Below are 24,861 nucleotides of genomic sequence, written 5' to 3' on the forward strand. Positions count from 1 at the left end.
CTGTAAACCATGTCCCCGGTTAGAAATGTAAACGATGTCTCCGGTTTGTACCGGGGCAAGCCCGCTCACCACAGAAAGCCCGCCCGGTGTTTGCTTCAGGACTTTTCCAGGTTCGCCAGGATGTGCCCATGCACCCGCATGCACACGCTCAAATCGGCTTCGTCCACACCTACGAACAGCTCATGACGCAGTGCCGTGGCGATGGTTTCGATCTGTTCGATCAGCGGGCGGGCGGTGTCACACAGCAGGATGCGCTTGGCGCGGCGGTCTTCGACTACAGCCTGGCGTTGCACCAGCCCCTGCCCTTCAAGGCTGTCGAGCAGGCGGGCCAGGGTCGGCCCCTCGACCCCCACGCTTTGCGCCAGCTCACGCTGGGTAGGGGCTTCTTCGAAACGGGCCAGGTGCAGCAGCACCAGCCAGCGCGCCTGTGACAAGCCCAGCCCCGCCAGACGGCGGTCCAATTCGGCGCGCCAACCTCGGGACATTTGCGCCAACTGCATGCCAAAACGGTGTTGATCGGTTACCGGCATAAAAAACTCATGATTTAGACTGAAAATAAAGTGTGGCTAATTATTAGTCAGCTAAGCATGAGCCATGCCCATAGGCAAGCTTCGGTATGTACTGATTCGTTACATTGTCGTAATTGGCACATTAAATTTCGAATTCAGACTGCAAAGCGGCCCGCACACAGTACAAGACACCCTCCGGAACACGTCCGGTAAACAGCGGCAGGATCTCCGCGACAGGTGGCAATTCGCCCTCTCCGTCCAGAAAGGCGTCCTGAATTTCACCGAGCAAATCCTCTGGCAGATCAAGGGCCTGCTCCAACGACAACTGCTGCTTGCCAATCGATTCGGCGAGCAAGGTGTAGACGTTTTTTTCCGAACATTGCAACTGGCCGGCGATCTGGATAGGCGTCATGCCGGCACGCGCCAAACTGATCAGTTCGTGACGAATATCGGCGACTTCCCGGGGCGCTTCGGCCTGGCCGCCGAGCACCTCGAGGAATGCCTGGCCATAACGCTCCAGCTTGCGCGCGCCCACGCCGCTGACCCGCGCCATCTCGGCCATGGTCGTGGGCTGCTCGCGCAGCATCTCCAACAAGGTGGAGTCGGGAAAGATGACGTATGGCGGCACACTGTGTTCCTGGGCCAGCTTGCGCCGCAGGGTGCGCAGGGCTTCCCACTGTTCGCGTTCTTCTCCCCTGACCAACTGGCTGGCCTGGCTGGTGCTGCTCTTGGCGGTGGTTTGCGGCTTGAGGTCGCGACGCAGCTCCAGGCTCACCTCCCCCTTGAGCAATGGCCGGCAGCTGTCGTTCAGGCGCAGGCCGCCAAACCCTTCGATGTCGATGTCCACCAGCCCGCGCGCGACCATCTGGCGGAACAACGAGCGCCACTCGCCCTCGGCACGGGCCTTGCCGACACCGAAGACCGAGAGTTTTTCGTGGCCGAAGCTGCGTACCTTTTCGTTATCCTTGCCCAGCAACACATCCACCAGATGCCCCACGCCGTAACGCTGGCCGGTGCGGTAGATCGCCGACAGTCCCTGACGCGCCGGCTCGGTGGCGTCCCAGGTCTGCACGCCATCGATGCAGTTATCGCAATGGCCGCAGGGCTCGGGCATGTCTTCGTCGAAATACGCCAGCAAGGTCTGGCGCCGGCAGCGGGTTTCCTCGCACAACGAGAGCATGGCGTCGAGCTTGTGCTGCTCCAGGCGCTTGTGACGCTCGTCGCCTTCGGAGTTCTGCAGCATCTGCTTGAGCATCACCACATCCTGCAGGCCATAGACCATCCAGGCGTCTGCGGGCAGGCCATCACGACCGGCACGTCCGGTTTCCTGGTAGTAAGCCTCGAGGGATTTGGGCAGGTCCATGTGGGCCACGAAGCGCACGTTGGACTTGTCGATACCCATACCGAACGCGATGGTCGCCACCATGATCAGACCCTCCTCATTGAGGAAGCGCTTCTGGTGGTAGGCCCGTAGATCGTTCGGCAAACCGGCGTGATACGGCAGCGCCGGATAGCCCTGCTCGCAGAGAAATGCAGCCACCTCATCGACCTTCTTGCGCGACAGGCAATAGACGATGCCCGCATCGCTGCGCCGCTCGGAGAGAAACGCCAGCAACTGTTTGCGCGGCTGCTCCTTGGGCACGATACGGTAAAAAATGTTTGGCCGGTCGAAGCTCGACAGGAAGCGCTCGGCGTTCTGCAAGTGCAGGCGCTCGACGATTTCCTCACGGGTACGCTTGTCGGCCGTGGCGGTCAGGGCGATGCGCGGGACATCGGGGAACAGCTCCGCAAGTTGCCCGAGTTGCAGGTATTCGCGGCGGAAATCGTGGCCCCATTGCGAAACGCAGTGGGCTTCGTCGATGGCGAACAGGGCGATTTCCAGCCCCTGCAAAAAAGCCAGCATGCGTGGCTGCACCAGGCGCTCGGGGGCCAGGTAGAGCATTTTCACTTCACCGCGCTTGATGCGCGCGGCCAGGTCCCGTTGCTGCTCGGGGCTGAGGGTGGAGTTCAACGAAGCCGCGGCAACACCCAGTTCTTCGAGGGTGGCAACCTGGTCGTCCATCAGCGCGATCAGCGGTGACACCACCACGGCCAGGCCATTGCGCAACAGCGCCGGCACCTGGAAGCACAACGACTTGCCGCCGCCGGTAGGCATCAGCACCAGGGCGTCGCCGCCACTGGCCACGCGCTCAATGATCGCACCCTGGCGGCCACGAAAACTGTCGTAGCCGAAGATGTCCTTGAGGACGCGTTGAGCCTGCTCGAGCATGTATAACTCCAAATAGTGCCGAAATCCCTCTGTGCAGGCTGGCCGAAAAAACACCGCGTCACGGGAAATAATCCGTAAGCGAAGTTTTCTCGGGGTGGCGCTCGGCCTGCCGGGGCATCACAAAACGCGGCAGTATACCCGAGCGTCATCCGCCACAGGGCGCCGCTGACGAATAGACGTCGTGATCCAAAACCTGGCAAATATGCCTTGCAGCTGGCCTGGGCGCGCAAGAAAGCCTAGAATTCAGCATCGTTTATTCCCCAAGGTAGTCCTTCAATGTCCTTCGCTGAGCAACTAACCCGCCTGCAAGCCTTCCTCGACGCCGATGAGCTGCATGACGAGGCGCTGGACTACGTGGCCGCCCACGGCTACCTGACCGCCCTTTCGATTTGCGCCGAGACCGTACCTGACCGCGAATGGATCGATGCGCTGTTCGCCGAAGAGCCTCACTACACCGACGCTGCGCAGCGCGAAGAAATCGAAAGCACCCTGCTGGCCCTCAAGGCCCACATCGGTCGCCAGCTGGCTTCCGACGAAGAGTTCGAGCTGCCCTGCGAGCTGGACCTGGGCGATGAGCCGGACGACTCCGAACTGCGCGGCTGGTGCATCGGTTTCATGGAAGGCGTGTTCCTGCGCGAAGCCGCCTGGTTTGAAACCGCCGAGGAAGAAGTCAGCGAAATGCTGCTGCCGATCATGGTCGGTTCGGGTCTGTTCGACGACCAGCCGGAATTCTCCGACATTGCCGCCGATGCCAACCTGATGGACGACATGATCGTGCAGATCCCGGAAGCCCTGACTGCCCTGTACCTGCTGTGCAACGCCCCTGACGAAAAACCGGCGATCCTCAAGCCCCGTCACCACTGAGCCGCTTGCCCGTGACACCCATGGGCAATCGCTCGCTGCTCCTGCGCTACGCACTGCTGGCCGTCGGCTGGCTCAGCGTAGCGTTGGGAGTGATCGGTATCTTCCTGCCGGTCCTGCCCACCACCCCCTTCCTGTTACTCGCCGCCGCCTGCTTCGCCCGAAGCTCCCCGCGTTTCTACCAGTGGCTGGTGGAACACCCGCGCCTGGGCCCGTGGATCCGTGACTACCTGGACGGTAATGGCATTCCGCTTAAAGGCAAGGTCTACGCCATCGGTTTGATGTGGCTGAGCATCGGTTTTTCCTGCTATCTGGTGTCGCTACCCTGGGCCCGAGGTTTCATGCTCACGAGTGCGGTGCTGGTGACAATCTACATTCTGCGCCAGAAAACCCTGCCGCCCCGCAAACCCTAGGAACCGGCTTTTGCAGCGGCTGGCTTGTGTGGGAGCTGGCTTGCCTGCGATAGCATCACCGCGGTGTAACAATGAAACCGCGGTGACGCTATCGCGGGCAAGCCCGGCTCCCACACACTGCACACGACCTTGGTCGACACTGACTAAGCCCCGGCATCATGCGAGACTGTCCAACCGGGCCCGGAATGCCCGGGTGTTCTTACGCTCGGAGTTACCATGACGTTGTCCAGCGGGCTGATCGCCGCCGTTGCCCTGGCCTATATGGCCATTATGTTTGCCATCGCCTTTTACGGTGACCGCCGCCGTGCGCCTTTGCCGCCACGCATGCGCGCGTGGGTATACAGCCTGTCGCTCGCCGTGTACTGCACCAGTTGGACATTCTTTGGCGCCGTAGGCCAGGCGGCAGAACAGCTGTGGGCGTTTTTACCGATCTACCTGGGACCGGTGATCTTGCTGGTGCTGGCGCCCTGGGTGCTGCAGAAGATGATCCTGATCAGCAAGCAGGAAAACATCACGTCCATTGCCGACTTCATCGCCGCGCGTTACGGCAAGTCCCAATCCCTGGCGGTGGTGGTGGCGCTGATCTGCCTGGTGGGCGTGTTGCCCTACATCGCCCTGCAACTCAAAGGCATCGTGCTGGGCGTGAACCTGCTGATCGGCTCCGGCCCGGAAACCACCGGCACCCGGGCCCAGGACACGGCATTGATCGTGTCACTGGCCCTGGCGCTGTTCACCATTGTGTTCGGTACGCGCAACCTCGATGCCACCGAGCACCACCGGGGCATGGTGCTGGCGATTGCGTTTGAGTCGCTGGTCAAGCTATTCGCTTTTCTTGCCGTCGGCGCGTTTGTGACCTACGGCCTGTATGACGGTTTCGGCGACCTGATCAGCCAGGCGATCCTCGCGCCACGCTTGGAGGAGTACTGGAAAGAGACCATCAACTGGCCCTCGATGGTGGTACAGACCGGCGTCGCCATGATGGCGATCATCTGCTTGCCCAGGCAGTTTCACGTAACCGTCGTGGAGAACATCGACCCCCAGGACCTGCGCCTGGCCAAATGGGTGTTTCCGGCGTACCTGGTGCTCGCGGCGCTGTTCGTGATCCCCATCGCCCTCGGCGGCAAGATGATGCTGCCCGGCTCCGTTCTGCCCGATTCCTACGTAATCAGCCTACCCCTGGGCAAAGCCCATCCGGCCCTCGCCGTGCTGGCGTTCATCGGCGGCGCGTCGGCGGCAACCGGCATGGTGATCGTGGCCAGCATCGCGCTGTCGACCATGGTGTCCAACGACATGTTGCTGCCGTGGCTGTTGCGCCGCTCCAGCGCCGAGCGGCCGTTCGAAGTGTTCCGGCACTGGATGCTGTCGGTGCGCCGGGTCAGCATCGTGATCATCCTGTTGCTGGCGTATGTGAGTTATCGCCTGCTGGGCTCCACCGCGAGCCTGGCGACCATCGGCCAGATCGCCTTCGCCGCCGTCACCCAACTGGCGCCGGCCATGCTCGGCGCGCTGTATTGGAAGCAGGCCAACCGGCGTGGCGTATTCGCAGGACTCGCGGCCGGTACTTTCCTGTGGTTCTACACCCTGGTACTGCCGGTGACCGCGAAAAGCCTGGGCTGGTCCCTCAGTCTTTTCCCCGGCCTGACGTGGCTGCATTCACATCCTTTCGGCTTGTCCGTGACCTCCTTGACCCTGGGCACGGTGCTGTCCCTGGCCGGTAACTTCACGCTGTTCGTGTGGGTGTCGATGCTGTCACGCACGCGCGTCTCCGAGCACTGGCAGGCCGGGCGTTTCATTGGCCAGGAAATCAGGCAGCGGGCCGGTGCACGGTCCATGCTGTCGGTGCAGATCAGCGACCTGCTCAGCCTCGCGGCGCGCTTCGTCGGCGAGGAACGCGCCCAGCAGAGCTTCATCCGCTTCGCCTATCGCCAAGGCAAGGGCTTCAACCCCAACCAGAATGCCGACAACGAGTGGATCGCCCATACCGAGCGACTGCTGGCCGGCGTGCTCGGCGCCTCGTCGACCCGTGCGGTGGTGAAAGCGGCCATCGAAGGGCGGGAAATGCAGCTCGAAGACGTAGTACGTATCGCCGATGAGGCGTCTGAAGTGCTGCAGTTCAACCGGGCCTTGTTGCAGGGCGCGATCGAGAATATTACCCAGGGCATCAGCGTGGTGGACCAGTCCCTCAAGCTGGTGGCCTGGAACCGTCGCTATCTGGAGCTGTTCAATTACCCCGACGGGCTGATCAGCGTAGGCCGGCCGATCGCCGACATCATTCGCTACAACGCCGAGCGCGGCCTGTGCGGGCCAGGCGAAGCCGAAGTGCATGTGGCGCGCCGCCTGCACTGGATGCGCCAGGGTCGCGCGCATACCTCCGAACGGCTGTTCCCCAATGGACGGGTGATCGAGCTGATCGGCAACCCGATGCCCGGCGGCGGCTTCGTCATGAGTTTTACCGACATCACCGCATTCCGCGAAGCCGAGCAGGCCCTGACCGAGGCCAACGAGGGTCTGGAACAGCGGGTGGCCGAACGCACCCATGAACTGTCGCAACTCAATGTGGCGCTCACCGACGCCAAGGGCGTTGCCGAATCCGCCAGTCAATCGAAGACGCGCTTTCTTGCAGCGGTCAGCCATGACCTGATGCAGCCGCTGAACGCTGCACGATTGTTCTCCGCCGCGCTCTCCCACCAGCACGACGGCTTGTCGAGCGAGGCCCGACAACTGGTGCAGCACCTGGACAGTTCGCTGCGTTCTGCCGAAGACCTGATCAGCGACCTGCTGGATATCTCGCGCCTGGAAAACGGCAAGATCAACCCGCAGCGCCAACCCTTTGTGCTCAACGAGCTGTTCGATACCCTCGGTGCCGAGTTCAAGGCATTGGCCCAGGAACAAGGCTTGCGCTTCCGTCTGCGCGGCAGCCGTTTGCGCGTGGACAGTGACATCAAGCTGCTGCGACGGATTTTGCAGAACTTTCTGACCAACGCGTTCCGCTATGCCGACGGCCCCGTGCTACTCGGCGTACGTCGGCGCAAAGGTGAGCTGTGCCTGGAGGTCTGGGACCGTGGCCCTGGCATCCCGCAGGACAAACAAAAGGTGATCTTCGAAGAATTCAAACGCCTGGACAGTCACCAGACCCGCGCCGAAAAAGGCCTGGGCCTGGGCCTCGCGATCGCCGACGGTTTGTGCCGCGTGCTGGGCCATCGCCTGAGCGTGCGTTCATGGCCGGGCAAAGGCAGTGTATTCAGCGTGCGGGTGCCACTGGCGCGCAACCAGGCGAGCGCACCGGCCAAAACCCTGCAGGAGAACGGCCTGCCCTTGAGCGGAGCCCAGGTGCTGTGCGTGGACAACGAAGACAGCATCCTGATCGGCATGCGCAGCCTGCTGACGCGCTGGGGTTGCGAGGTGTGGACCGCCACGGACCAGGCACAATGCGCAGCCTTGCTGGCCGAGGGCGTACGCCCGCAACTGGCGTTGGTGGACTACCACCTGGACCATGGCGAAACCGGCACCGAACTGATGGGCTGGCTACGGGCGCAGTTGGCAGAGCCGATCCCTGGCGTGGTGATCAGCGCCGACGGTCGCCCGGAAATGGTGGCCGAGGTGCACGCGGCGGGGTTGGATTATCTGGCCAAACCGGTGAAACCGGCGGCCTTGCGTGCGCTGTTGAGTCGGCATCTGCCGTTGTAGCAGAACCGCGCTCATCCCTTGCGAGAAACTGTCGAGCCCCGGCGAGGCTGCGAAAGCGGTGAGGCAGGCGGCATCTGTGTCGGCCATGCCGCCGTCTTCGCAGGCAAGCCAGCTCCCACATTGGATGTCTATTGTTGGCGAGATAGTGCCCGACGCGATGGCCCTGCTGGCAGAGGCTTTCCAGACACCACAAGCCCCCTGTGGGAGTTGTCGAGCCCCGGCGAGGCTGCGAAGGCGGTGGGTCAGGTCATGCAGATGTTTTGGGCAGCAGGCAAGACAGTTGCTTCCGAGTCGACCGCACTTTATTCAGGCAGATGGGCCACGCCATCGGCATCGGTCATGGCTCGCTCCAGCAAATCGGCCGGCAGGCTTTTACTGGCGCGGGCGCCGAGCAGACGTAATTGCTCGGTGCGGCTGACCAGGTTTCCGCGCCCATCTGTCAGCTTGTTTCGCGCTGCGCTGTAAGCTTTGTCCAACTGCTGCAAACGGTTGCCCACTTCGTCCAGATCCTGGATAAACAGCACGAACTTGTCGTAGAGCCAACCGGCGCGCTCGGCGATCTCCCGGGCGTTCTGACTCTGGCGCTCCTGCTTCCACAGACTGTCGATCACCCGCAACGTGGCCAGTAAGGTGGTGGGGCTGACAATCACGATATGGCGATCAAAGGCCTCCTGAAACAGGGTCGGCTCGGCCTGCAACGCCGCCGAAAAAGCCGCCTCGATAGGCACGAACAACAACACGAAATCCAGGCTGTGCAAGCCCTCCAGGCGCTTGTAATCCTTGCCGGCCAAACCTTTGACGTGATTGCGCAGCGACAGCACATGCTGCTTCAGCGCCGCCTGACCGATCAGCTCATCCTCCGCCGCCACGAACTGCTGGTAAGCCGTCAGGCTGACCTTGGAGTCCACCACCACCTGTTTGTCCCCCGGCAAAAGGATCAGCACGTCCGGCTGGAAGCGCTCGCCATCCGGGCCTTTAAGGCTGACTTGGGTCTGGTACTCGCGGCCTTTTTCCAGGCCTGCGTGCTCCAGCACGCGCTCAAGGATCAACTCCCCCCAGTTGCCCTGGGTTTTCTGGCCTTTGAGGGCACGGGTGAGGTTGGTGGCCTCGTCCGACAGGCGCAGGTTGAGTTGCTGTAGGCGCTCAAGCTCCTTGGCCAAGGAAAAACGCTCGCGGGCTTCGTTCTGGTAGCTTTCTTCCACGCGTTTTTCAAAGGACTGAATGCGCTCTTTCAACGGGTCAAGCAACTGGCCCAGGCGTTCCTGACTGGTTTCGGCAAAGCGTTGTTCGCGCTCGTCGAAGATCTTGCCGGCCAGCTCCGCGAACTGGGCACGCAGTTCATCCCGCGAACCTTGCAGGTCGGCAAGGCGCTGCTGATGGCTGTCCTGTTGTTCACGCAGCTCAGCGCGCAAGGCCGCCGACAGCGCATCCAGCCGGCGCAGTTCGGTTTCCTTGGCACTGCGGTCGAGGTTCCAGGCATGGGCTGCGTCACGCGCATTGTCGCGGTCGATCTGCAACAGCTCGACTTCACGCCTCAGCGCCGCCAGATCGGCTTGTTTGGCGGCATTGGCCTGGCTCAGGTCGCTGATTTCATCGCGACTGGCATCCAGTTGGGCGGCTAGCCCTTCCTGAGCCAGTTGTGCAGTGGCAAGGCGTTCCTCGAGCAGTTCCCAACCGGTCGTGCGCGCGGTCAATCGCCGCTGAAGCTGCCAGCTCAGGGCCAACAAAGGCACCGCGGCGCCAGCAAGCCCCAAGGCGATACTGGTCCAGTCAAAAGCCATAGCCATTTCTGCCGTTACCGAAAAAGAGCAAGGTTAGCGGAGCGCAAGGCGGGACGACAGCTCAGTCTTCGACCTGGCCCAGTTCACGCTGGGCGCGGCGGTCGCCGGCACGGGCGGCCATGCGCAGCAGATCGTGGCCGATACGACGGTCGCGGGCATTGCCGCACTCACGGCATAACAATTGGCCCAAGCGGCTTTGCGCAGCCACCACACCGTCACGGGCCGGCTGCTTGAGCAGGCGCCCGGCGAAATGTTTGACGTTGGCGTTATGGCCCAGGCGCGGGCTGTCGAGCAACCACAAGGCCACTTTCAATGAAAAGCGCTTGGGTGCGGTAACAGTTTGGGAGGCGTCGGTAACAGAAGGTGATACTGAGCGAAACTTCATAAAGCACTGTGGGACAGAACGAAAGGCGCGCCACTCTACTCTTTTTTTCGTACAGGTAAAGCTGAAAAAACGCTGCACGCCCGTTCTAGAGCAAGCGCTCGGGACAATCCACAGAAGCTGTGGATAACTCAGTGGACAACCCCCCTTGAACTCGCGCAAAGGCCCATGGAACGGGGGCCGCAGTCAAACTGACGATTTTTTCACCAATAAAAAAAAGCGAGATTTTTCATTGACTTAAATTTCTATCACAGGCAAATGGCTGCGCTCGGCAGGACTTGACATAACGGTTACACCTGCCGCAACTAATGTGCACAAGTACACATCCGTTGGTTATATCGGGGGTGTTTTTTGATTCGCTTCCGTCCCGGAATGTTACCGCGAGGCCAAACCCAGGGACTTTTCAAATCCGATCCGGCTCGCCACACTGCTGCACCTCCCCTCGCAGGCCGGTCGGAACGATGAAAGGAATGCTGCTGTTTGCCGTGCTGTTGTTGGCCATTTGCGCGATATCCCTGGGTATCAACGCAGCACTCCCCTCTCCGGACGGCGCGTTGTTTGCCATCGCGATCCTGTTGTCGGCAGCCTTCACGGCCGTGAGCCTGAGCATCGAACTGGGTGAAGGCCGAATCAATGACATGGGCGACGTCATGAAGGTGGTCGAGGCTGGCCAATCCCTGCGTCTGACCCTGGCAGCCTATGGCCTGGGTTGCTCGATGGCGGCGGCTGTCACCGTTCTGGTCTATCGGGGCCTGTTGGGTGGCTGATTGATTTTTTTGAGCACACCCCTTTCTTTCATCACCTCAATCCGTTAGTATCCGCGCCGTTAGTACCAAGCTGAAAATCAATTATGGTCGAAACATTCCCCTCACCACACGGGATCGACCACCTCGATGGTTTCCAGGTATCCCTCGCGACAACGACACCTTTGAACAAGCAAAGGGTTTTCGCGAGATGCGTATACTCTGACCGAACCAACCTGCAAATTGATCAGGATCTTCACCCCGGGCCCAGAACCTTTGCCCCTGTTGTGTTGCCTGCCCTCCTAAGTACCTACCTGCCAGCCCAAGCGCGCCAACTTGATAGCGCTTCACACTGGCTGCTTTGTTCCAGTCGGGTTCTTCGTTTGATCAATGGTGATCAACGTTACTGGAACGTTTTAACGTTGCACGGTTCTATTCCGTGTCATTTGTAGGAACACCCATAACATGTCGACTCAAATCCATACTCAGGATGCCATTCGCACCCTCACTAACGCTTTTGCTCCAATGAACTGCCTGATCATGGCGGCCCGCAAAGGCTGTTTCAGCTTCACGCTGGTCAACGAACACGGCATCGCCCGTCACAGCGAACGCCTGTACCCCGATCAGTACTCCAGCGCCGAACCGCTGCAGGCCGTGATCGAACGTACCCGTCAGGCCCTCACTGCCTGATCGACCTGCGTCGCTGAAATACAAAAAACCCTGCCTGAAAAGCAGGGTTTTTTATTGCCCGAAATTCAACGATTGAGCGTTTGCACTAAGTTCAAATAGATATAAACGTTATAACTAAATGAAGAAGATGTTTTAAAAACAGTCCTTTACATCACAAATATGACACTACACTTCAAGTCAAGCGGCATGATCCGCTTCCGGCGAGCCTGAGATCCGATTGACTGCTGCCAAGCCCCTCCTCTCAGGCTTCGTCGACCACTTTCACGGATTGAGGCTTGTATGGGTATCGCTGCCAGCGAATTGTGTCGTTATGTGATCCGGCCAACACTGACTTACCTGGGCCGCCATCATCCGACCGCCGAATCCCTGCTGCTGGGCATCGCAGCCAGCCAGTCGGAACTGGGGTCCGCCCTGCACGATCGCCGTGGCCACGGTCTGTACAGCATCACCGAACCGCGCCACCGCGCCTTATGGGACAACTACCTGGCGCTGGACCCCGAACGCGCCAGCCTTGTCCGCGGGCTGGCCAGCCAACACGCCTTCCTCGGCGCTCCCCAGCTCGAATTGACCGTCAACCTGCGTTACGCCACCGCCATCGCCTGGCTGCTGGTCGAACAACACACCCCTGCACTGCCCCCACCCGGAGATGTATTGGCCATGGCGCGCCTATGGAAAGAAATATTTCACCCCCAGGGACGGCTTCGCGATTTTACCCGCGCCTGGCACACCTGTGTCTCACCCCTGAATCACGTGGCCTGCTGACCGGGCAATTTGCAAGATTCGCCAAAAAACCCTGAATTTGGTCGGATTGTCCTACAAAACCGCTCTATCTCCTGCATTACAGCCTATAGCGCGATCTTAAATTTATTGTTACTTTCCGCAGCGGTGATCACCAAGGAGTTTCTAATAATGAAAAAAGTAATGCTCAAGACCACACTTAGCCTCGCCGTTGCCATGGCATCCTCCCACCTGTTCGCAAGCGGTTTCGCACTGAACGAACAGAGCGTCAGCGGGATGGGTACGGGTTTCGCAGGTCGCTCTTCCTCTGCCGATGATGCAAGCACTGTTTACGGTAACCCTGCCGGTATGGCTCGCCTGGAAGGCCAACAAATCACGGGCGGTGTCGCTGCCATTGATGCGTCGACCGATATCAGCGACGTGAGCGGCAACTCTCGCGGTACCAACAAAGGCGATATGGTGCCCTTCACCGCGGTTCCTTTCGGCTTCTACACCAATAAACTCAACGAGCAATGGGCGATCGGCTTTGGCGTCTATGCACCGTTCGGTTTGGTGACCGACTACGAAAACAACTTCCAGGGCCGTGGCTTTGGCAGCAAGAGCGAAGTGAAGGTCATCACCTTCCAGCCAACGGTCAGCTACGCCTTCAACGACAAGGTGTCCATCGGCTTCGGCCCGACCTTCAACCGAATTTCCGGCGTGCTGGAATCGGATGCCACCCTGAACCCGGCCGTTGCCGACACCAACGTGAAAATCAAGGGTGACGATACCGCCCTGGGCTTCAACGTCGGCGTGCTGGTCCAGGCGACCGATACCACCCGCATCGGCCTGACCTACCACTCGAAGGTCAACTACAAGCTCGAAGGTCACACCACCGTCAGCGGACCGGCCGCCACCCAGCCGTTCCTGCGCAACAACCGGTACGACGCCTCGCTGAAAATCGAAACGCCAGAGTCCTACGACCTGTCGGTGACGCAAGACCTGACCGACGCATGGAAACTCTACGGCGGTGCCACCTGGACCCGTTGGAGCCGCCTGAAAGACATTACCGTCAACAACGAAGGTGTCACTGCCGCAACCGGCGGCGGATTGGCTCCACTGCAGATCGCCAGCATCTCCGAAGAACAGAACTGGCACGACACCTGGGCATACGCCGTGGGTACCTCGTACCAACTGACCAAGCAAGTGGTGCTGCGTACCGGCCTGACGTTCGACCAGTCGCCCGCCAACAACACCGACCGTTCGCCGCGTATCCCGACGGGCGACCGCACGATCTTCAGCGTGGGCCTGGGCTACAAAGTCATGGATAACATGACCATCGACCTGGCTTACTCCTACCTGCAGGAAGAAGACGTCAAGGTTCACCGCACCGCCAAGGCACCATCGACGGCCAGCTACAACGCCAAGTACGAAAACAGTGCCAACGGTTTCGGCCTGGGCATGACCTACACCTTCTGATTCGGATCGGTGTAAAAAAGCCCCGCTCTCCTGCAAAGGAGGCGGGGCTTTTTAATGACCGATGATCAGGGCCTGGACGCCAGCGCCTCTTCCACCGCCTTGATCAGATCCGGACTGTCCGGCTTGGTCAGGCTGGAGAAATTGGCGATCACCTTGCCCTGGCGATCGACCACATACTTGTAGAAATTCCACTTCGGCGCGCTGGTCTGCTGCGCCAGCACCTTGAACAGGTGCACCGCATCCGGCCCCTTGACCTTCTGCGGTTCGGTCATGGTGAAGGTCACGCCGTAATTCACGTAGCAGACCTTGGCGGTCTCCTCGCCGGTCTTGGCTTCTTGCTTGAAGTCGTCGGATGGCACGCCGATCACTTCCAGGCCATCGCCCTTATAGCGTTGGTACAAGGCTTCGAGGCCTTTGAATTGCGGCGCGAACCCGCAGAAGCTGGCGGTATTGACGATCACCAACGGTTTGCCCGCAAAACGCTGGCACAGGTCGATGGATTCCTTGGCCCGCAACTTGGGCAATTGGCCTTCCAGCAACGGCGGACAACTGGCAGCCATCACGGCGCTGCCAATGGCCATCAGCACAGGTACAACAAGCCAGCGCATCTGCATGGTGGAGTCCTTGAAAAGATCAGGCCCTTGAACTTAACAGATCGACATACCCAGTTGCATCAACGCCAGACCACCATGCTGCCAGCCCCACCAGGCCAGCAACAACAGAACCACTCCCGCAACCAAGACCAGCCCCCGTATCGCGATGCTCATGCCGCCTCCATCTGCGCCTGCAAACGCGCCACCGGACGCTCGCGCACCGGCCAGTTCAGGGCCGCCGCGAGCAGGCTCAAGAGGATCGCGACGTGCCAGATCAAATCGTAGTTGCCGGTTCGATCATAGACCACACCGCCCAACCAGCCGCCGAGGAACGAACCCAACTGATGAAACAGGAACACAATCCCGCCGAGCATGGAAAGGTTTCGCACACCAAACAGGGTGGCGACCGTGCCGTTGGTCAGCGGCACCGTGGACAGCCACAAAAAGCCCATCGCCATACCGAACAAATAGGCCGTAACCTCGGTCACCGGCGCCCACAGAAACAGCACGATCACCAGCGCTCGCAGCAGGTACAAACCGGTGAGCAAGCGCGGCTTGGACATGCGTCCACCGAGCCAGCCTGCGGTGTAGGTGCCGAATACGTTGAACAGACCGATCAAGGCCAGCACCGTGGTGCCCACGGTTGCGGGCAAATGCTGATCCACCAGGTACGCCGGCAGGTGCACGCCGATGAACACCACCTGGAAACCACAAACGAAGAAACCGAACGCCAACAGCCAGAACCCGGAATGGGAGCACGCCTCGCGCAAGGCGTCGCGCAGGCTTTGCTGGCCCACCGCAACCGGCAAGGGGCGATCCTTGAGCATGGCGACCAACGGCAGGATCAGCGCCACCATCATGCCCAGCGTCAGCAGCGCCGCCGACCACCCCAGCCAGCTGATCAATCCGAGGGTGCCCGGCACCATGGCGAACTGCCCAAAAGAGCCTGCGGCGCTGGCGATCCCCATGGCCATGCTGCGTTTTTCCGGGGCCACGGCACGGCCCACCACGCCGAGGATGACCGAGAACGAGGTGCCGGACAGGCCAATACCAATCAACAGTCCCGCACTGAGCGACAGCGACCACGCCGAATCGGACATGCCCATCAGCACCAGACCCGCCGCATAAAGCACGCCGCCGACAAACACGGCCTTGGTGGCGCCGAAGCGGTCCGCCAGGGCGCCAGTGAAGGGTTGCGCCAGGCCCCAGATCAGGTTCTGCAGGGCGATGGCGAAGGCAAACGTCTCACGACCCCAGCCGAATTCGGCACTCATCGGCGCCAGGAACAAGCCAAAACCATGGCGTACGCCCAATGACAGCGCCAGGATCAGCGCACTCCCTAACAGAACCCATCCACTGGTGCGCCACATCGAGGTCATTTCTTGTTCTCCGTTCGCGGGTATATACCCGCTTGTAATCGGAAAAACCCGCCGTCAGGCGAGTTCATCCAGCAAGGCCAACAGGGTTTCGCGTTTTTCCGCGCCGAGTCGATCGATCAATTTCTGCTGTGCCGCTTCCCAGGCCGGCAACGCCGCAGCCAATCGCTGCGTGCCGGTTTCAGTCAACACAACCAGGCGATTGCGCAAGTCATCCCCCTCCACCAACTGCACCAGGCCCTCGCCTTCCAGCACCCGCAGGTTGCGCCCCAGGGTGCTGCGATCCAGGCCCATGGCGTCGGCCAGGCTGGAAATGCTCGGTTGATCCAGGCGCTGCAGATTGCACAGCAAAGAATACTGGGCGACGTTGATCCCGAAGCCGTCGAGAGCGCCGTCGTAATGCCTGCTGACGCCACGGGCGGCGCGACGCAGGTTGGTACATAAACATTGGGAGGCAAGCATGGAGCGTGTATATACCCGGGATTAAGGAAATGCAAGAAACTGTTACAACACCAGACCGACCATCACCACCATTTCCAGTAACTCCAACAGGGCTCCGGCGGTGTCGCCGGTGGTGCCGCCGAGGCGATTGACCATCAATTGGCGCAGCCCCATAAAAGCCAGCGCAGCCAGCAGCACGGCGACCCCGCCGCTGAAGCCGCCGATGAGGATGCACGCCAGACCGCTGAGGATCAGCACCTGTTGGCCGACGACTCTCGGTAAATGATCCGACAATGCCTGACCCAGTCCTCCCGCCCGCACATAGCGAGTCGTAAGAAACAGCGCCAGCAGGGATGCGCGCCCGATCAAGGGGGCCAGGATCAGCGCGGCGCCATTGCGCTGCTCGATCAAGGCCACCAGTGCCGTGAACTTGAGCAGCAACACCAGACCCAGGGTGACCACCGCAATCGGCCCGCTGCGCGGGTCTTTCATGATGCTGAGGGTGCGCTCACGGTCGCCGAAACCGCCCAGCCAGGCATCGGCGCTGTCCGCCAGGCCATCCAGGTGCAAACCGCCACTGAGCAACACCCAGGCGGTGAGCAGCAGCGCGGCGTGCAACAACAACGGCGCGCCCATCAACAGCCCATTCAGGCCCCATAGCAGCACGCCGAAGAGCAAGCCCACCACCGGATAAAACAACAACGAACGCCCCAGTTCCTGCGGCTGCGGCATGCCCGGCAGGCGAATCGGCAGGCTGCTGAGAAACTGCAAAGCAATCCAGAACGGCAACATGCTCAGCGCCCTTCCTTCAAAACGCCATCGGCCAGGACCTGCATACTGAACAGCCCGCCATGGCCAACCTCGACATTCAATAACTGCTCGCGGGGCAAACTCCTCGCCTGGGCCAGGAGCAAACGCATCACACCGCCATGGCTGATCAGCAGCACGCGCTGGCCGGCATAGGCCTGATGCAAACGCGACACGGCGCCCATCACCCGTCGGGAAAACTCGCTCACGGGTTCACCGTCAGGCGGTGTGAAGCTGTAGGGATCCGCCCAGAACAGGCCCAGTGCTTCGGCGTCAGTTTCCATCAACGCCGCCGCGCTCTGCCCTTCCCAAGCGCCGAAATGCAGTTCTTGCAGGTCTTTGTCCAGACTGACCGGCAGCGCAAGGCGCTCACCCAGTTCCTCGGCAAAACGTGCGCAACGTTGCAGCGGAGAGCTGACCAGTCGGTCCCATGGGCCCTGGTTCACCACGGCTGCGCGCATCTGTTCCCAGCCCCTGGCGGTGAGCGCATCGTCCAGGCTACCGCGCAGGCCGCCACCCAGCTCGGTTTCGCCGTGGCGCAGCAGGTCCAGGTGCAAGGTCATGCCGGGCGGTCTGCCACGGCGGCTTCGGCGAATGTCGCCATCTGCCCGTGCAACGCGCAGGCCAGGCGCAATACCGGCACCGCCAGCGCCGCACCACTGCCCTCGCCCAGGCGCAGGCCCAGTTCCAGCAGCGGTTGCGCGTCAAGGCTTTGCAGCACATGGCGATGCCCTGGCTCGGCGCCCTGATGGCCAAACACCAACCACTCACGGCACGCCGGGTTCAGGCGCGTGGCAACCAGGGCCGCGACGCTGCAAATGAACCCATCTACCAGCGCCACGATACCCTCCTGGGCGCAGCCCAGATAAGCGCCCACCAGGGCGGCGATTTCAAAACCACCCAGGTTGAACAGGGTTCGCAACACATCCTCACGCTGCCCGGCGTGCAACGCCAACGCACGCTCGATCACCGCTACCTTGTGGCTCACACCCTGGGCACTCAGCCCCGTGCCCGGGCCGGTCAGATCACTCACCTGGCAGTCCAGCAAGGCACAGGCCAGCGCACTCGCCGCAGTGGTGTTGCCGATGCCCATTTCACCGCCGATAAACAATTGCGCACCGCTGGCCAGGGCACGACGCGCACTGTCACGCCCGGCATGCAACGCCAACTGCCCTTGACCATCAGTCATGGCCGGGCCATTGACGAAATTGGCGGTGCCCGCGCCCAGGTTCAGGTGACGCACGCCGGGCAGGTCCAACGCCGGTGTGACGGTGCCCAGGTCGATCACCTCCAGACGCGCGCCCAACTGCCGCGCCAATACGCTGATGGCCGCGCCGCCGCTGACAAAGTTGAGCAGCATCTGCCCGGTCACTTCCTGGGGAAATGCCGAAACCCCTTCGGCCACCACGCCGTGGTCTCCGGCAAAGATGGCAATCCAGGCTTGGTCCACCGATGGTTTGACCCGCCCCTGCAAGCCGGCCAATTGCACCGCCAATGCTTCCAGCTGGCCCAGGGAGCCGGCCGGTTTGGTCAGTTGCTGCTGGCGTTCCAGCGCAGCCTCGTACGCCGAAGCGTCAGTAGCCTTGCAGGGGTTGAGCCACCAGGTGTCGTTCATAACGCAGTACCTTTCAAAGTCAGGGGCAGGCCGGCAACGGTCAGCACCACACGCTGACACCGCTCGGCCAAGGCTTGATGCAGCCAACCGGCTTCATCCACATAGCGGCGAGTCAATTCGCCCAGCGGCACGACACCCAGACCGGTCTCGTTGCTGACAAAAATGATGTTCCCCGGCAAGGTCGCCAAGCTGTCCAGCAAGGCTTCGCGTTCGAGCGCTAGGCGTTGCGGGTCGTCGAGCATCAGCAGGTTGGTCAGCCACAACGTCAGGCAATCCACCAACAGGCAACGCTCGGGCGCCGCGTTGTCCCGCAGCACTCGGGCCAATTCGACAGGTTCTTCGACCAGCCCCCAGGCCTGCGGACGACGCTCGCGATGCAACGCCACGCGCGCGCTCATCTCGCCGTCCAGCGGCTGGCTGGTGGCGATGTAGATGACGGGCAAACCGCTGTCACTGGCGAGTTTTTCCGCAAGGCGGCTCTTGCCGGAACGGGCGCCGCCGAGGATCAGTTGGCGCATGGGGAGACTCCACACAAGCGGCGCAATAAATCGGTGTCCAGGTGGTGTTCCACCAGATCGGCCAAACGCTCGATATCGCGCTCGCGCAAGGCGTGATAATCCACCTCTTGTACCTGCTGCAGACCGGCCCAGCGCAGCAGCGCACTGCACGCGGCCGGGGTTTCGAAAAGGCCGTGCAGGTAGGTGCCGAGGATCTGCCCATCGGCACTTCGAGCGCCGTCGCTGCGACCGTCATCCAGCCGCACCGCCGCGTTCGACAAGGCCTCGCCGGTGGTCACACCCGCGTGAATCTCGTAGCCGCTGACGTCGGCCTCTTCCAGCACCAGGCGCCCACGCACATTGCGCAGTTGCTTCTCTTGCTCCAGCGTGGTGCTGAACGCCAGCCAGCCAAGGCCCTCGCTGGACCCGGGCGGCCCTTCCAGGCCCAACGGGTCATGCACCTGTTCGCCGAGCATCTGCAAACCGCCGCAAATACCCAGCACCTTGCCGCCGTAGCGCAAGTGCCGCGCCACGGCGCCATCCCAACCGTTGGCGCGTAGATACGCCAGGTCGCTGCGCACGCTTTTCGAGCCGGGCAGGATGATCAAGTCGGCGGGTGGAATCGGCTGGCCCGGCCCGACAAATTGCAAATCCACCTGGGGATGCAGGCGCAAGGGGTCGAAGTCAGTGTGATTGCTGATGCGCGGCAAGACCGGCACCACCACCTTGAGCACCTGGGCGGCCTTGTCGATCTGGCGCCGGTCGATGCCGTCTTCAGCTTCCAGGTGCAGGTCCATCACGTAGGGCAGGACACCGACCACCGGCTTGCCGGTACGCGCCTCCAGCCAGTCCAGGCCCGGTTGGAGCAAGGCGATGTCACCGCGAAACCGGTTGATGATGAAGCCTTTGACCCGCGCCTGCTCGGTGGGCGAAAGCAATTCCAGGGTGCCCACCAGATGGGCGAACACGCCGCCGCGGTTGATATCGGCGATCAGCAGCACCGGGCAATCCACCGCCTCGGCGAAGCCCATGTTGGCGATGTCGTTGGCGCGCAGATTGATCTCTGCCGGCGAGCCTGCGCCCTCCACCATCACCACCGGGTAGGCGGCGCTCAAACGCGCGTGGGACGCCAGCACCGCCTGCATCGCGATGGCCTTGTAATCGTGATAGGCCACGGCGTTCATGCTGGTCACGGCACGGCCATGAATGATGACCTGGGAGCCGGTGTCGCTGTTGGGCTTGAGCAGCACCGGGTTCATATCGGTATGCGGCGCCAGGTTGGCCGCCTGGGCCTGCACGGCCTGGGCACGGCCAATCTCGCCGCCTTCGGCGGTCACGGCGCTGTTGAGCGCCATGTTCTGCGGTTTGAAAGGCGCGACCGAAACGCCCTGGCGCACCAGCCAGCGGCACAGTGCAGTCACGAGGGTGCTTTTACCGGCATCGGAGGTGGTGCCCTGCACCATCAACGTACTCATGTGGCGTCCTTGTATGCCGTCAGCGCCGCATCGAGGCGCAGCCAATCCGCCTCGGTGCCGGGCAAGCCGAAACGCAGGCTGCTGTCGTGGGAAAACAGGCGCAGCAGGATGCCGCGCTGGGCCATGAATTCATGCATGCGGTCGGCGTGCGGCGTGATCAGCCACTGGAACAGCGCGCAGCCACCCTGGGGCTGAAAACCGTGGTGTTCAAGCAGTGCGAACAAACGCTCGCCAGCTTCGGTGCAACGGCTTCGCTGACGCACCTGCCCGGCGGTATCACGCAGGCACACCTGGCCCAGTACCCGTGTCGGCCCACTGACCGCCCAGGGCCCGACCTGCTCGGCCAGCAGCCTGAGCAACTTGCGCTCCGCCAGCACAAACCCCAGGCGCACACCGGCCAAACCGAAAAACTTGCCAAACGAGCGCAACACAATCAGCCCCACCTGATGCGCTTGGCCTGCCAGGCTCAATTGCGGAGTAACGTCCATGAAGGCTTCGTCCACCACCAGCCAGCCACCGCGCTGGGCCAGGCGCGCATGCCAGTCCAGCAAGCGTTGCGGGCCGAGGCTCAAGCCGGTGGGGTTATTGGGGTTGACCACTACCAGTACGTCGAGGCCATCGAGGAAGAAGTCGACTTCCTGTTCCTGCACTTCGCGCACCACATAACCGGCACGACGCCACGCCTCGGCGTGTTCGGCATAACAGGGTGACAGCACGCCAACCTTGCCCGCGCGGCGCAGGCGCGGCAGCAACTGGATGGCCGCCTGCGAACCCGGCACCGGCAACAGGTGCGCAGCGCCGTAATAGGCGCTGGCGGCCTGCTCCAGGCCGTCGTCGGTTTCCGGCAGACGCGCCCAGGCCCGCAACGGGATCTCGGGGATGGGCCAGGGCCAGGGCGCCAAGCCACTGGACAGATCGAGCCAGTCAGCCTCGGCAATGCCGTACTGAATGGACGCCTTGCGCAACCGGCCACCGTGTTCAAGCATAGAATTGCGCCCCCGCGCACAGGATCAGCAGCCACAACCATACGCCGCGCTGCACCAGTTGCCAGCCCCGGTCGATGGAATCGGCATCCGCCGGCGGGCCTTCACCCAATGGCGGACGCTGGTGCACCTCGCCGTGGTAGATCGCCGCGCCGCCCAGCTCAACGCCCAGGGCGCCGGCGCCGGCGGCCATGACCGGGCCGGCGTTGGGGCTGTCCCAGGTCGGTCCCTGGGTGCGCCAGCACTTCAAGGCCAGTCGGGTTTTGCCGAGTACGGCGTAGGTCAATGCCACCAACCGAGCCGGAATGTAGTTCAGCACATCATCGATTTTTGCCGCTGCCCAGCCGAAACGCTCGAAGCGTGCATTGCGATAGCCCCACATGGCATCGAGGGTGTTGCTCAAGCGGTAGAGCACCACACCCGGCACGCCGGCGACCACAAACCAGAAAATCGCGGCGAACACCGCGTCGCTGCCGTTTTCCAGCACCGACTCGGTGGCCGCGCGGGCCACTTCGGTGCGGTCCAGCTCGCTGGTCTGGCGACTCACCAAGTAACTCACGCGGGTACGCGCCTGCTCCAGATCATCGGCGCGCAGGGCCTGGGCCACCGGCGTCACATGCTCGCCGAGGCTGCGCATGCCGAGGGCGCAGTACAACGCCAGTATCTCCAGCACCCAGCCAATATAAGGCGCCCACGACAAGGCCGTCGCCAGCAGGGTCAGCGGTACTACGGCGATAAACCACGCCGTCACGCCGTGACTGCGCCAGCCCCGGCCGCCGGCGTTGAAACGTTGTTCGACCCGCCCGGCGAAATTGCCGAACGCCACCAGCGGATGCCAGCGCTTCGGTTCACCCAGCAGCGCGTCCAGCGCGACTGCGGCGACACATAGCAAGGCCACACTCATTGACTCACTCCCCACGTATTCTCGTACAGCATGTCACTCAATGGCCGAGGCTCGGTCCAGCCTTCAAGCTGCAACATCGGTGCCGGGTAGAACCCGTCCACCGGCCCCAGGCACAACACCGCCAAGGGTTTCGCGCCGGCGGGCAAGCCGAGCAGGTCCGCCAGGGCCTGAGGCTCGAACAACGACACCCAGCCCATCCCGAGGCCTTCGGCGCGAGCGGCCAGCCACAGGTTCTGGATCGCGCAGGACAGCGATGCCAAATCCATTTCCGGCAAGGTTCTTCGGCCAAAGATATGGCGTTCGCGATCGTCCATCAGCGCCGCCACCAGTACTTCGGCACAGTCGTGAATGCCTTCGACCTTGAGCTTCATGAAGTCATCGGAGCGCTCGCCCAGGGCTTCGGCGGTGCGTACGCGCTCTTCTTCCACCAGTTGTTGGATCCGCCCACGCAATTGGCGGTCGCTGATGCGGATAAAGCGCCAGGGCTGCATCAGGCCGACGCTGGGTGCCTGGTGCGCGGCCTGGAGCAAACGCTGCAGCAATTCAGGGGCCACGGTGCCGCCGCTGAAGTGGCGCATGTCGCGGCGTTCGGCGATGGCGCGGTAGATGGCGTCGCGGTCGGCCTGGGGAAAGGCGTTGTCAGTCATGGCCTCTTCGCGGGCAAGCCCGCTCCCACACATGGATCGGTGAGTGCTGTCGAGGGGCAAGCGTGCCCAAGATCCGGCGCAAACAAAGCGGCAACCGCCACCGGATTCGACGGAAAGTAAAAGTGCACGTAAGACGCCGTCATCCGTCCCTGCCGATAGACCGCTTCGGCACCGCGCCCGCCATTGGGGCTCAGGCCGCGGGCAATGGGCTGCCACTCGGTGGTGGTCAGGGAATGGTGATAGGTGTGGCCGCGCAACGTGCCTTCGGGCAATTCGACATTTTGCAGCGCCAGGGCCGCGAGTTTCTTCTGCATCACCGCATCACCCTGCAACAGGCCGACCAGTTCGACATGATTGCCGTCGACATCGGTCAGCGAGTCCAGCAGGTAGAGCATGCCGCCACATTCGGCGAGCAAGGGTTTGCCGGCGGCATGATGGGCGCGGATGGCGTCGAGCATCGGCGTATTTTCCGACAGCGCCTGGTGATGCAGCTCCGGGTAACCGCCCGGCAGATAGAGGCTGTCGGCATCAGGCAATTGGCGATCATGGATCGGCGAGAAAAAGCGCAACTCGGCGCCCATCGCCCGCAACAGGTCGAGGCTGGCGCCGTAAGTGAAAGCAAAGGCTTCGTCGCGCGCCACGGCGATACGCACACCGTCCAGCAAAGGCTCGATCTCGGTCACAGACGGCGCGGCAAAGGCCACCGGCGGCGGCAACGCGACTTCGCAACTGCTGCCCAGCGCCTCGGCGGCGGCGTCCAGGCGCAGGTCCAGGTCATTCAATTCGCTGGCTTGCACCAGGCCCAAGTGGCGACTGGGCAATTCGATACCGGTCTCGCGGGACAGCGCGCCATACCAACGCAGGCCTTCGGTGAGGCTGCCTTCGAGCAACTGCGCATGGCGCAGGGTACCGACGCGGTTGGCCAACACACCGGCGAACGGCAAGTCCGGCTGGTAGCGCGCCAGGCCCAGGGCCAATGCGCCGAAGGTCTGGGCCATGGCCGTGCCGTCGATCACGCCGAGCACCGGCACGCCGAAGTGCCGCGCAAGGTCGGCGCTGGATGGCGTGCCGTCGAACAGGCCCATCACGCCTTCGATCAGGATCAGGTCGGCCTCCCCGGCCGCTTCCCACAACAGGCGACGACTTTCCTGCTCGCCCACCATCCACATGTCCAATTGATACACCGGCGCACCGCTGGCGCGCTCGTGGATCATCGGGTCGAGGAAGTCCGGGCCGCATTTGAACACACGCACCTTGCGCCCCAGGTTGCGGTGCAAACGGGCCAGCGCGGCGGTGACGGTGGTTTTGCCCTGGCCGGACGCCGGTGCGGCGATCAGGACGGCCGGGCAATGACGGGTTTGATTCAAAGTTCGACGCCCTTCTGTGCCTTGATACCGGCCTGGAACGCGTGCTTGAGCATGCCCATTTCTGTGACGGTGTCGCCCATCTCGATCAATTCGGGCTTGGCACCACGACCCGTCACCACCACGTGCTGCATGGGCGGGCGGGCTTGCAGGTCGCTGAGCACCTGATCGAGATCGAGATAACCGTGCTTGAGGGCGATGTTCAGCTCGTCCAGCACCACCAGGCCAATGGAAGGATCTTGCAGCAGCTCGCGGGACACCGCCCAGGCGGCTTCGGCGGCGGCGATGTCGCGCTGGCGGTCCTGGGTCTCCCAGGTAAAGCCTTCGCCCATCACATGGAAACGCACCTGCTCCGGAAAGCGCCGGAAGAACAGCTCTTCGCCCGTGCTGTTACGCCCCTTGATGAACTGCACCACACCGCACTGCATGCCGTGGCCCATGGCGCGGGCCAGCATGCCGAATGCCGAACTGCTCTTGCCTTTGCCATTGCCGGTCAACACCAGCAGCAAACCGCACTCGTTCGGGGAATTGGCGATGCGCTCGTCGATCACGGCTTTTTTACGCAGCATGCGCGCCAGGTGGCGCTCGTCGCGGTCGGGGGAATCAGTCATGGCAGCTCTCCGTTGGG

The 24,861-nt window shown here is 62.2% G+C and carries 23 protein-coding genes and 1 pseudogene; 7 read left to right on the forward strand and 17 right to left on the reverse strand.

Annotation, left to right across the window (positions count from 1 at the left end):
- Window positions 1-95: 95 nt before the first annotated feature.
- Window positions 96-530, reverse strand: a complete 435-nt coding sequence (locus ACW9IB_RS24570; RefSeq protein ID WP_457366101.1) for a MarR family transcriptional regulator — start codon at window positions 528-530, stop codon at window positions 96-98.
- Between the two features lie 121 nt (window positions 531-651).
- Window positions 652-2,778: a DNA helicase RecQ gene (gene recQ / locus ACW9IB_RS24575; protein WP_457366102.1), complete on the reverse strand. Its 2,127-nt coding sequence runs from the start codon at window positions 2,776-2,778 to the stop codon at window positions 652-654.
- 276 nt (window positions 2,779-3,054) lie between these two features.
- Between recQ and ACW9IB_RS24580 the strand changes: the two genes are divergently transcribed.
- The 3 genes from ACW9IB_RS24580 to ACW9IB_RS24590 all read left to right on the forward strand — a co-directional run bounded on the left by ACW9IB_RS24580 (window position 3,055) and on the right by ACW9IB_RS24590 (window position 7,739).
- The gene (locus ACW9IB_RS24580; protein ID WP_457366103.1) at window positions 3,055-3,642 is read left to right on the forward strand and encodes a UPF0149 family protein; all 588 of its coding nucleotides are present in this window, start codon (window positions 3,055-3,057) and stop codon (window positions 3,640-3,642) included.
- Between the two features lie 20 nt (window positions 3,643-3,662).
- Window positions 3,663-4,052: a YbaN family protein gene (locus ACW9IB_RS24585; RefSeq protein ID WP_457415842.1), complete on the forward strand. Its 390-nt coding sequence runs from the start codon at window positions 3,663-3,665 to the stop codon at window positions 4,050-4,052.
- Between the two features lie 216 nt (window positions 4,053-4,268).
- Entirely contained in the window at window positions 4,269-7,739 is a 3,471-nt protein-coding gene (locus ACW9IB_RS24590; protein WP_457415843.1) for a hybrid sensor histidine kinase/response regulator, read from the forward strand.
- A 302-nt stretch (window positions 7,740-8,041) separates the two neighbouring features.
- Here ACW9IB_RS24590 and rmuC read toward each other — a convergent pair whose 3' ends face one another.
- Together rmuC and ACW9IB_RS24600 are read right to left on the reverse strand one after the other, a co-directional pair.
- The gene (gene rmuC, locus ACW9IB_RS24595) at window positions 8,042-9,406 is read right to left on the reverse strand and encodes a DNA recombination protein RmuC (RefSeq protein ID WP_457415856.1); all 1,365 of its coding nucleotides are present in this window, start codon (window positions 9,404-9,406) and stop codon (window positions 8,042-8,044) included.
- Window positions 9,407-9,581: 175 nt separating this feature from the next.
- On the reverse strand, window positions 9,582-9,905 hold the full coding sequence (locus tag ACW9IB_RS24600; protein WP_457415844.1) for a sel1 repeat family protein: 324 nt from the start codon (window positions 9,903-9,905) through the stop codon (window positions 9,582-9,584).
- 458 nt (window positions 9,906-10,363) lie between these two features.
- Here ACW9IB_RS24600 and ACW9IB_RS24605 point away from each other — a divergent pair, with 458 nt between their 5' ends.
- From ACW9IB_RS24605 to ACW9IB_RS24620, 4 genes are all read left to right on the forward strand, one after another.
- Entirely contained in the window at window positions 10,364-10,669 is a 306-nt protein-coding gene (locus ACW9IB_RS24605; protein WP_457366107.1) for a hypothetical protein, read from the forward strand.
- Between the two features lie 441 nt (window positions 10,670-11,110).
- Window positions 11,111-11,335, forward strand: a complete 225-nt coding sequence (locus tag ACW9IB_RS24610; RefSeq protein WP_071482924.1) for a hypothetical protein — start codon at window positions 11,111-11,113, stop codon at window positions 11,333-11,335.
- Window positions 11,336-11,614: 279 nt separating this feature from the next.
- Window positions 11,615-12,097, forward strand: coding sequence for a hypothetical protein (locus ACW9IB_RS24615; RefSeq protein ID WP_457366108.1), 483 nt, complete (start codon window positions 11,615-11,617; stop codon window positions 12,095-12,097).
- 147 nt (window positions 12,098-12,244) lie between these two features.
- Window positions 12,245-13,531, forward strand: coding sequence for an OmpP1/FadL family transporter (locus ACW9IB_RS24620; protein WP_457366109.1), 1,287 nt, complete (start codon window positions 12,245-12,247; stop codon window positions 13,529-13,531).
- Between the two features lie 65 nt (window positions 13,532-13,596).
- Here the strand turns inward: ACW9IB_RS24620 and ACW9IB_RS24625 are convergent, their stop codons facing one another.
- The 13 genes and pseudogenes from ACW9IB_RS24625 to cobO form a co-directional block, all read right to left on the reverse strand.
- A complete protein-coding gene (locus tag ACW9IB_RS24625; protein ID WP_457415845.1) occupies window positions 13,597-14,145 on the reverse strand; it encodes a glutathione peroxidase in 549 nt (182 codons plus the stop codon).
- 149 nt (window positions 14,146-14,294) lie between these two features.
- Window positions 14,295-15,503, reverse strand: a complete 1,209-nt coding sequence (locus tag ACW9IB_RS24630) for an MFS transporter (RefSeq protein WP_457415846.1) — start codon at window positions 15,501-15,503, stop codon at window positions 14,295-14,297.
- A 54-nt stretch (window positions 15,504-15,557) separates the two neighbouring features.
- Complete coding sequence (locus tag ACW9IB_RS24635; protein ID WP_457366112.1) at window positions 15,558-15,962, reverse strand: MarR family winged helix-turn-helix transcriptional regulator; 405 nt, start codon at window positions 15,960-15,962, stop codon at window positions 15,558-15,560.
- 42 nt (window positions 15,963-16,004) lie between these two features.
- Window positions 16,005-16,733, reverse strand: a complete 729-nt coding sequence (locus ACW9IB_RS24640) for an adenosylcobinamide-GDP ribazoletransferase (RefSeq protein WP_457415847.1) — start codon at window positions 16,731-16,733, stop codon at window positions 16,005-16,007.
- 2 nt (window positions 16,734-16,735) lie between these two features.
- Window positions 16,736-17,311, reverse strand: a complete 576-nt coding sequence (cobC, locus tag ACW9IB_RS24645) for an alpha-ribazole phosphatase family protein (RefSeq protein WP_457415848.1) — start codon at window positions 17,309-17,311, stop codon at window positions 16,736-16,738.
- Complete coding sequence (gene cobT, locus ACW9IB_RS24650; protein WP_457366115.1) at window positions 17,308-18,363, reverse strand: nicotinate-nucleotide--dimethylbenzimidazole phosphoribosyltransferase; 1,056 nt, start codon at window positions 18,361-18,363, stop codon at window positions 17,308-17,310. Before cobT ends, cobC begins: the two co-directional genes overlap by 4 nt.
- Entirely contained in the window at window positions 18,360-18,881 is a 522-nt protein-coding gene (gene cobU, locus ACW9IB_RS24655) for a bifunctional adenosylcobinamide kinase/adenosylcobinamide-phosphate guanylyltransferase (protein WP_457415849.1), read from the reverse strand. Before cobU ends, cobT begins: the two co-directional genes overlap by 4 nt.
- Window positions 18,877-20,335 (reverse strand): annotated as a pseudogene (locus tag ACW9IB_RS24660) (cobyric acid synthase); the annotation flags it as partial. The gene cobU and the pseudogene ACW9IB_RS24660, both read right to left, overlap by 5 nt.
- Window positions 20,332-21,321 carry a threonine-phosphate decarboxylase CobD gene (gene cobD, locus ACW9IB_RS24665; RefSeq protein ID WP_457415850.1) on the reverse strand — a complete coding sequence of 330 codons (990 nt, stop codon included), beginning with the start codon at window positions 21,319-21,321 and terminating at the stop codon, window positions 20,332-20,334. The gene cobD and the pseudogene ACW9IB_RS24660, both read right to left, overlap by 4 nt.
- A complete protein-coding gene (gene cbiB / locus ACW9IB_RS24670; protein ID WP_457415851.1) occupies window positions 21,314-22,222 on the reverse strand; it encodes an adenosylcobinamide-phosphate synthase CbiB in 909 nt (302 codons plus the stop codon). The genes cobD and cbiB overlap by 8 nt, the downstream gene beginning before the upstream one ends.
- Window positions 22,219-22,869: a 5,6-dimethylbenzimidazole synthase gene (bluB, locus tag ACW9IB_RS24675; protein WP_457366119.1), complete on the reverse strand. Its 651-nt coding sequence runs from the start codon at window positions 22,867-22,869 to the stop codon at window positions 22,219-22,221. Before bluB ends, cbiB begins: the two co-directional genes overlap by 4 nt.
- Entirely contained in the window at window positions 22,866-24,236 is a 1,371-nt protein-coding gene (locus tag ACW9IB_RS24680) for a cobyrinate a,c-diamide synthase (protein WP_457415852.1), read from the reverse strand. The genes bluB and ACW9IB_RS24680 overlap by 4 nt, the downstream gene beginning before the upstream one ends.
- Window positions 24,233-24,844: a cob(I)yrinic acid a,c-diamide adenosyltransferase gene (gene cobO, locus ACW9IB_RS24685; protein WP_010208674.1), complete on the reverse strand. Its 612-nt coding sequence runs from the start codon at window positions 24,842-24,844 to the stop codon at window positions 24,233-24,235. The genes ACW9IB_RS24680 and cobO overlap by 4 nt, the downstream gene beginning before the upstream one ends.
- Window positions 24,845-24,861 lie beyond the last annotated feature (17 nt).

It is taken from the genome of Pseudomonas sp. SDO524_S393 (assembly GCF_054071875.1).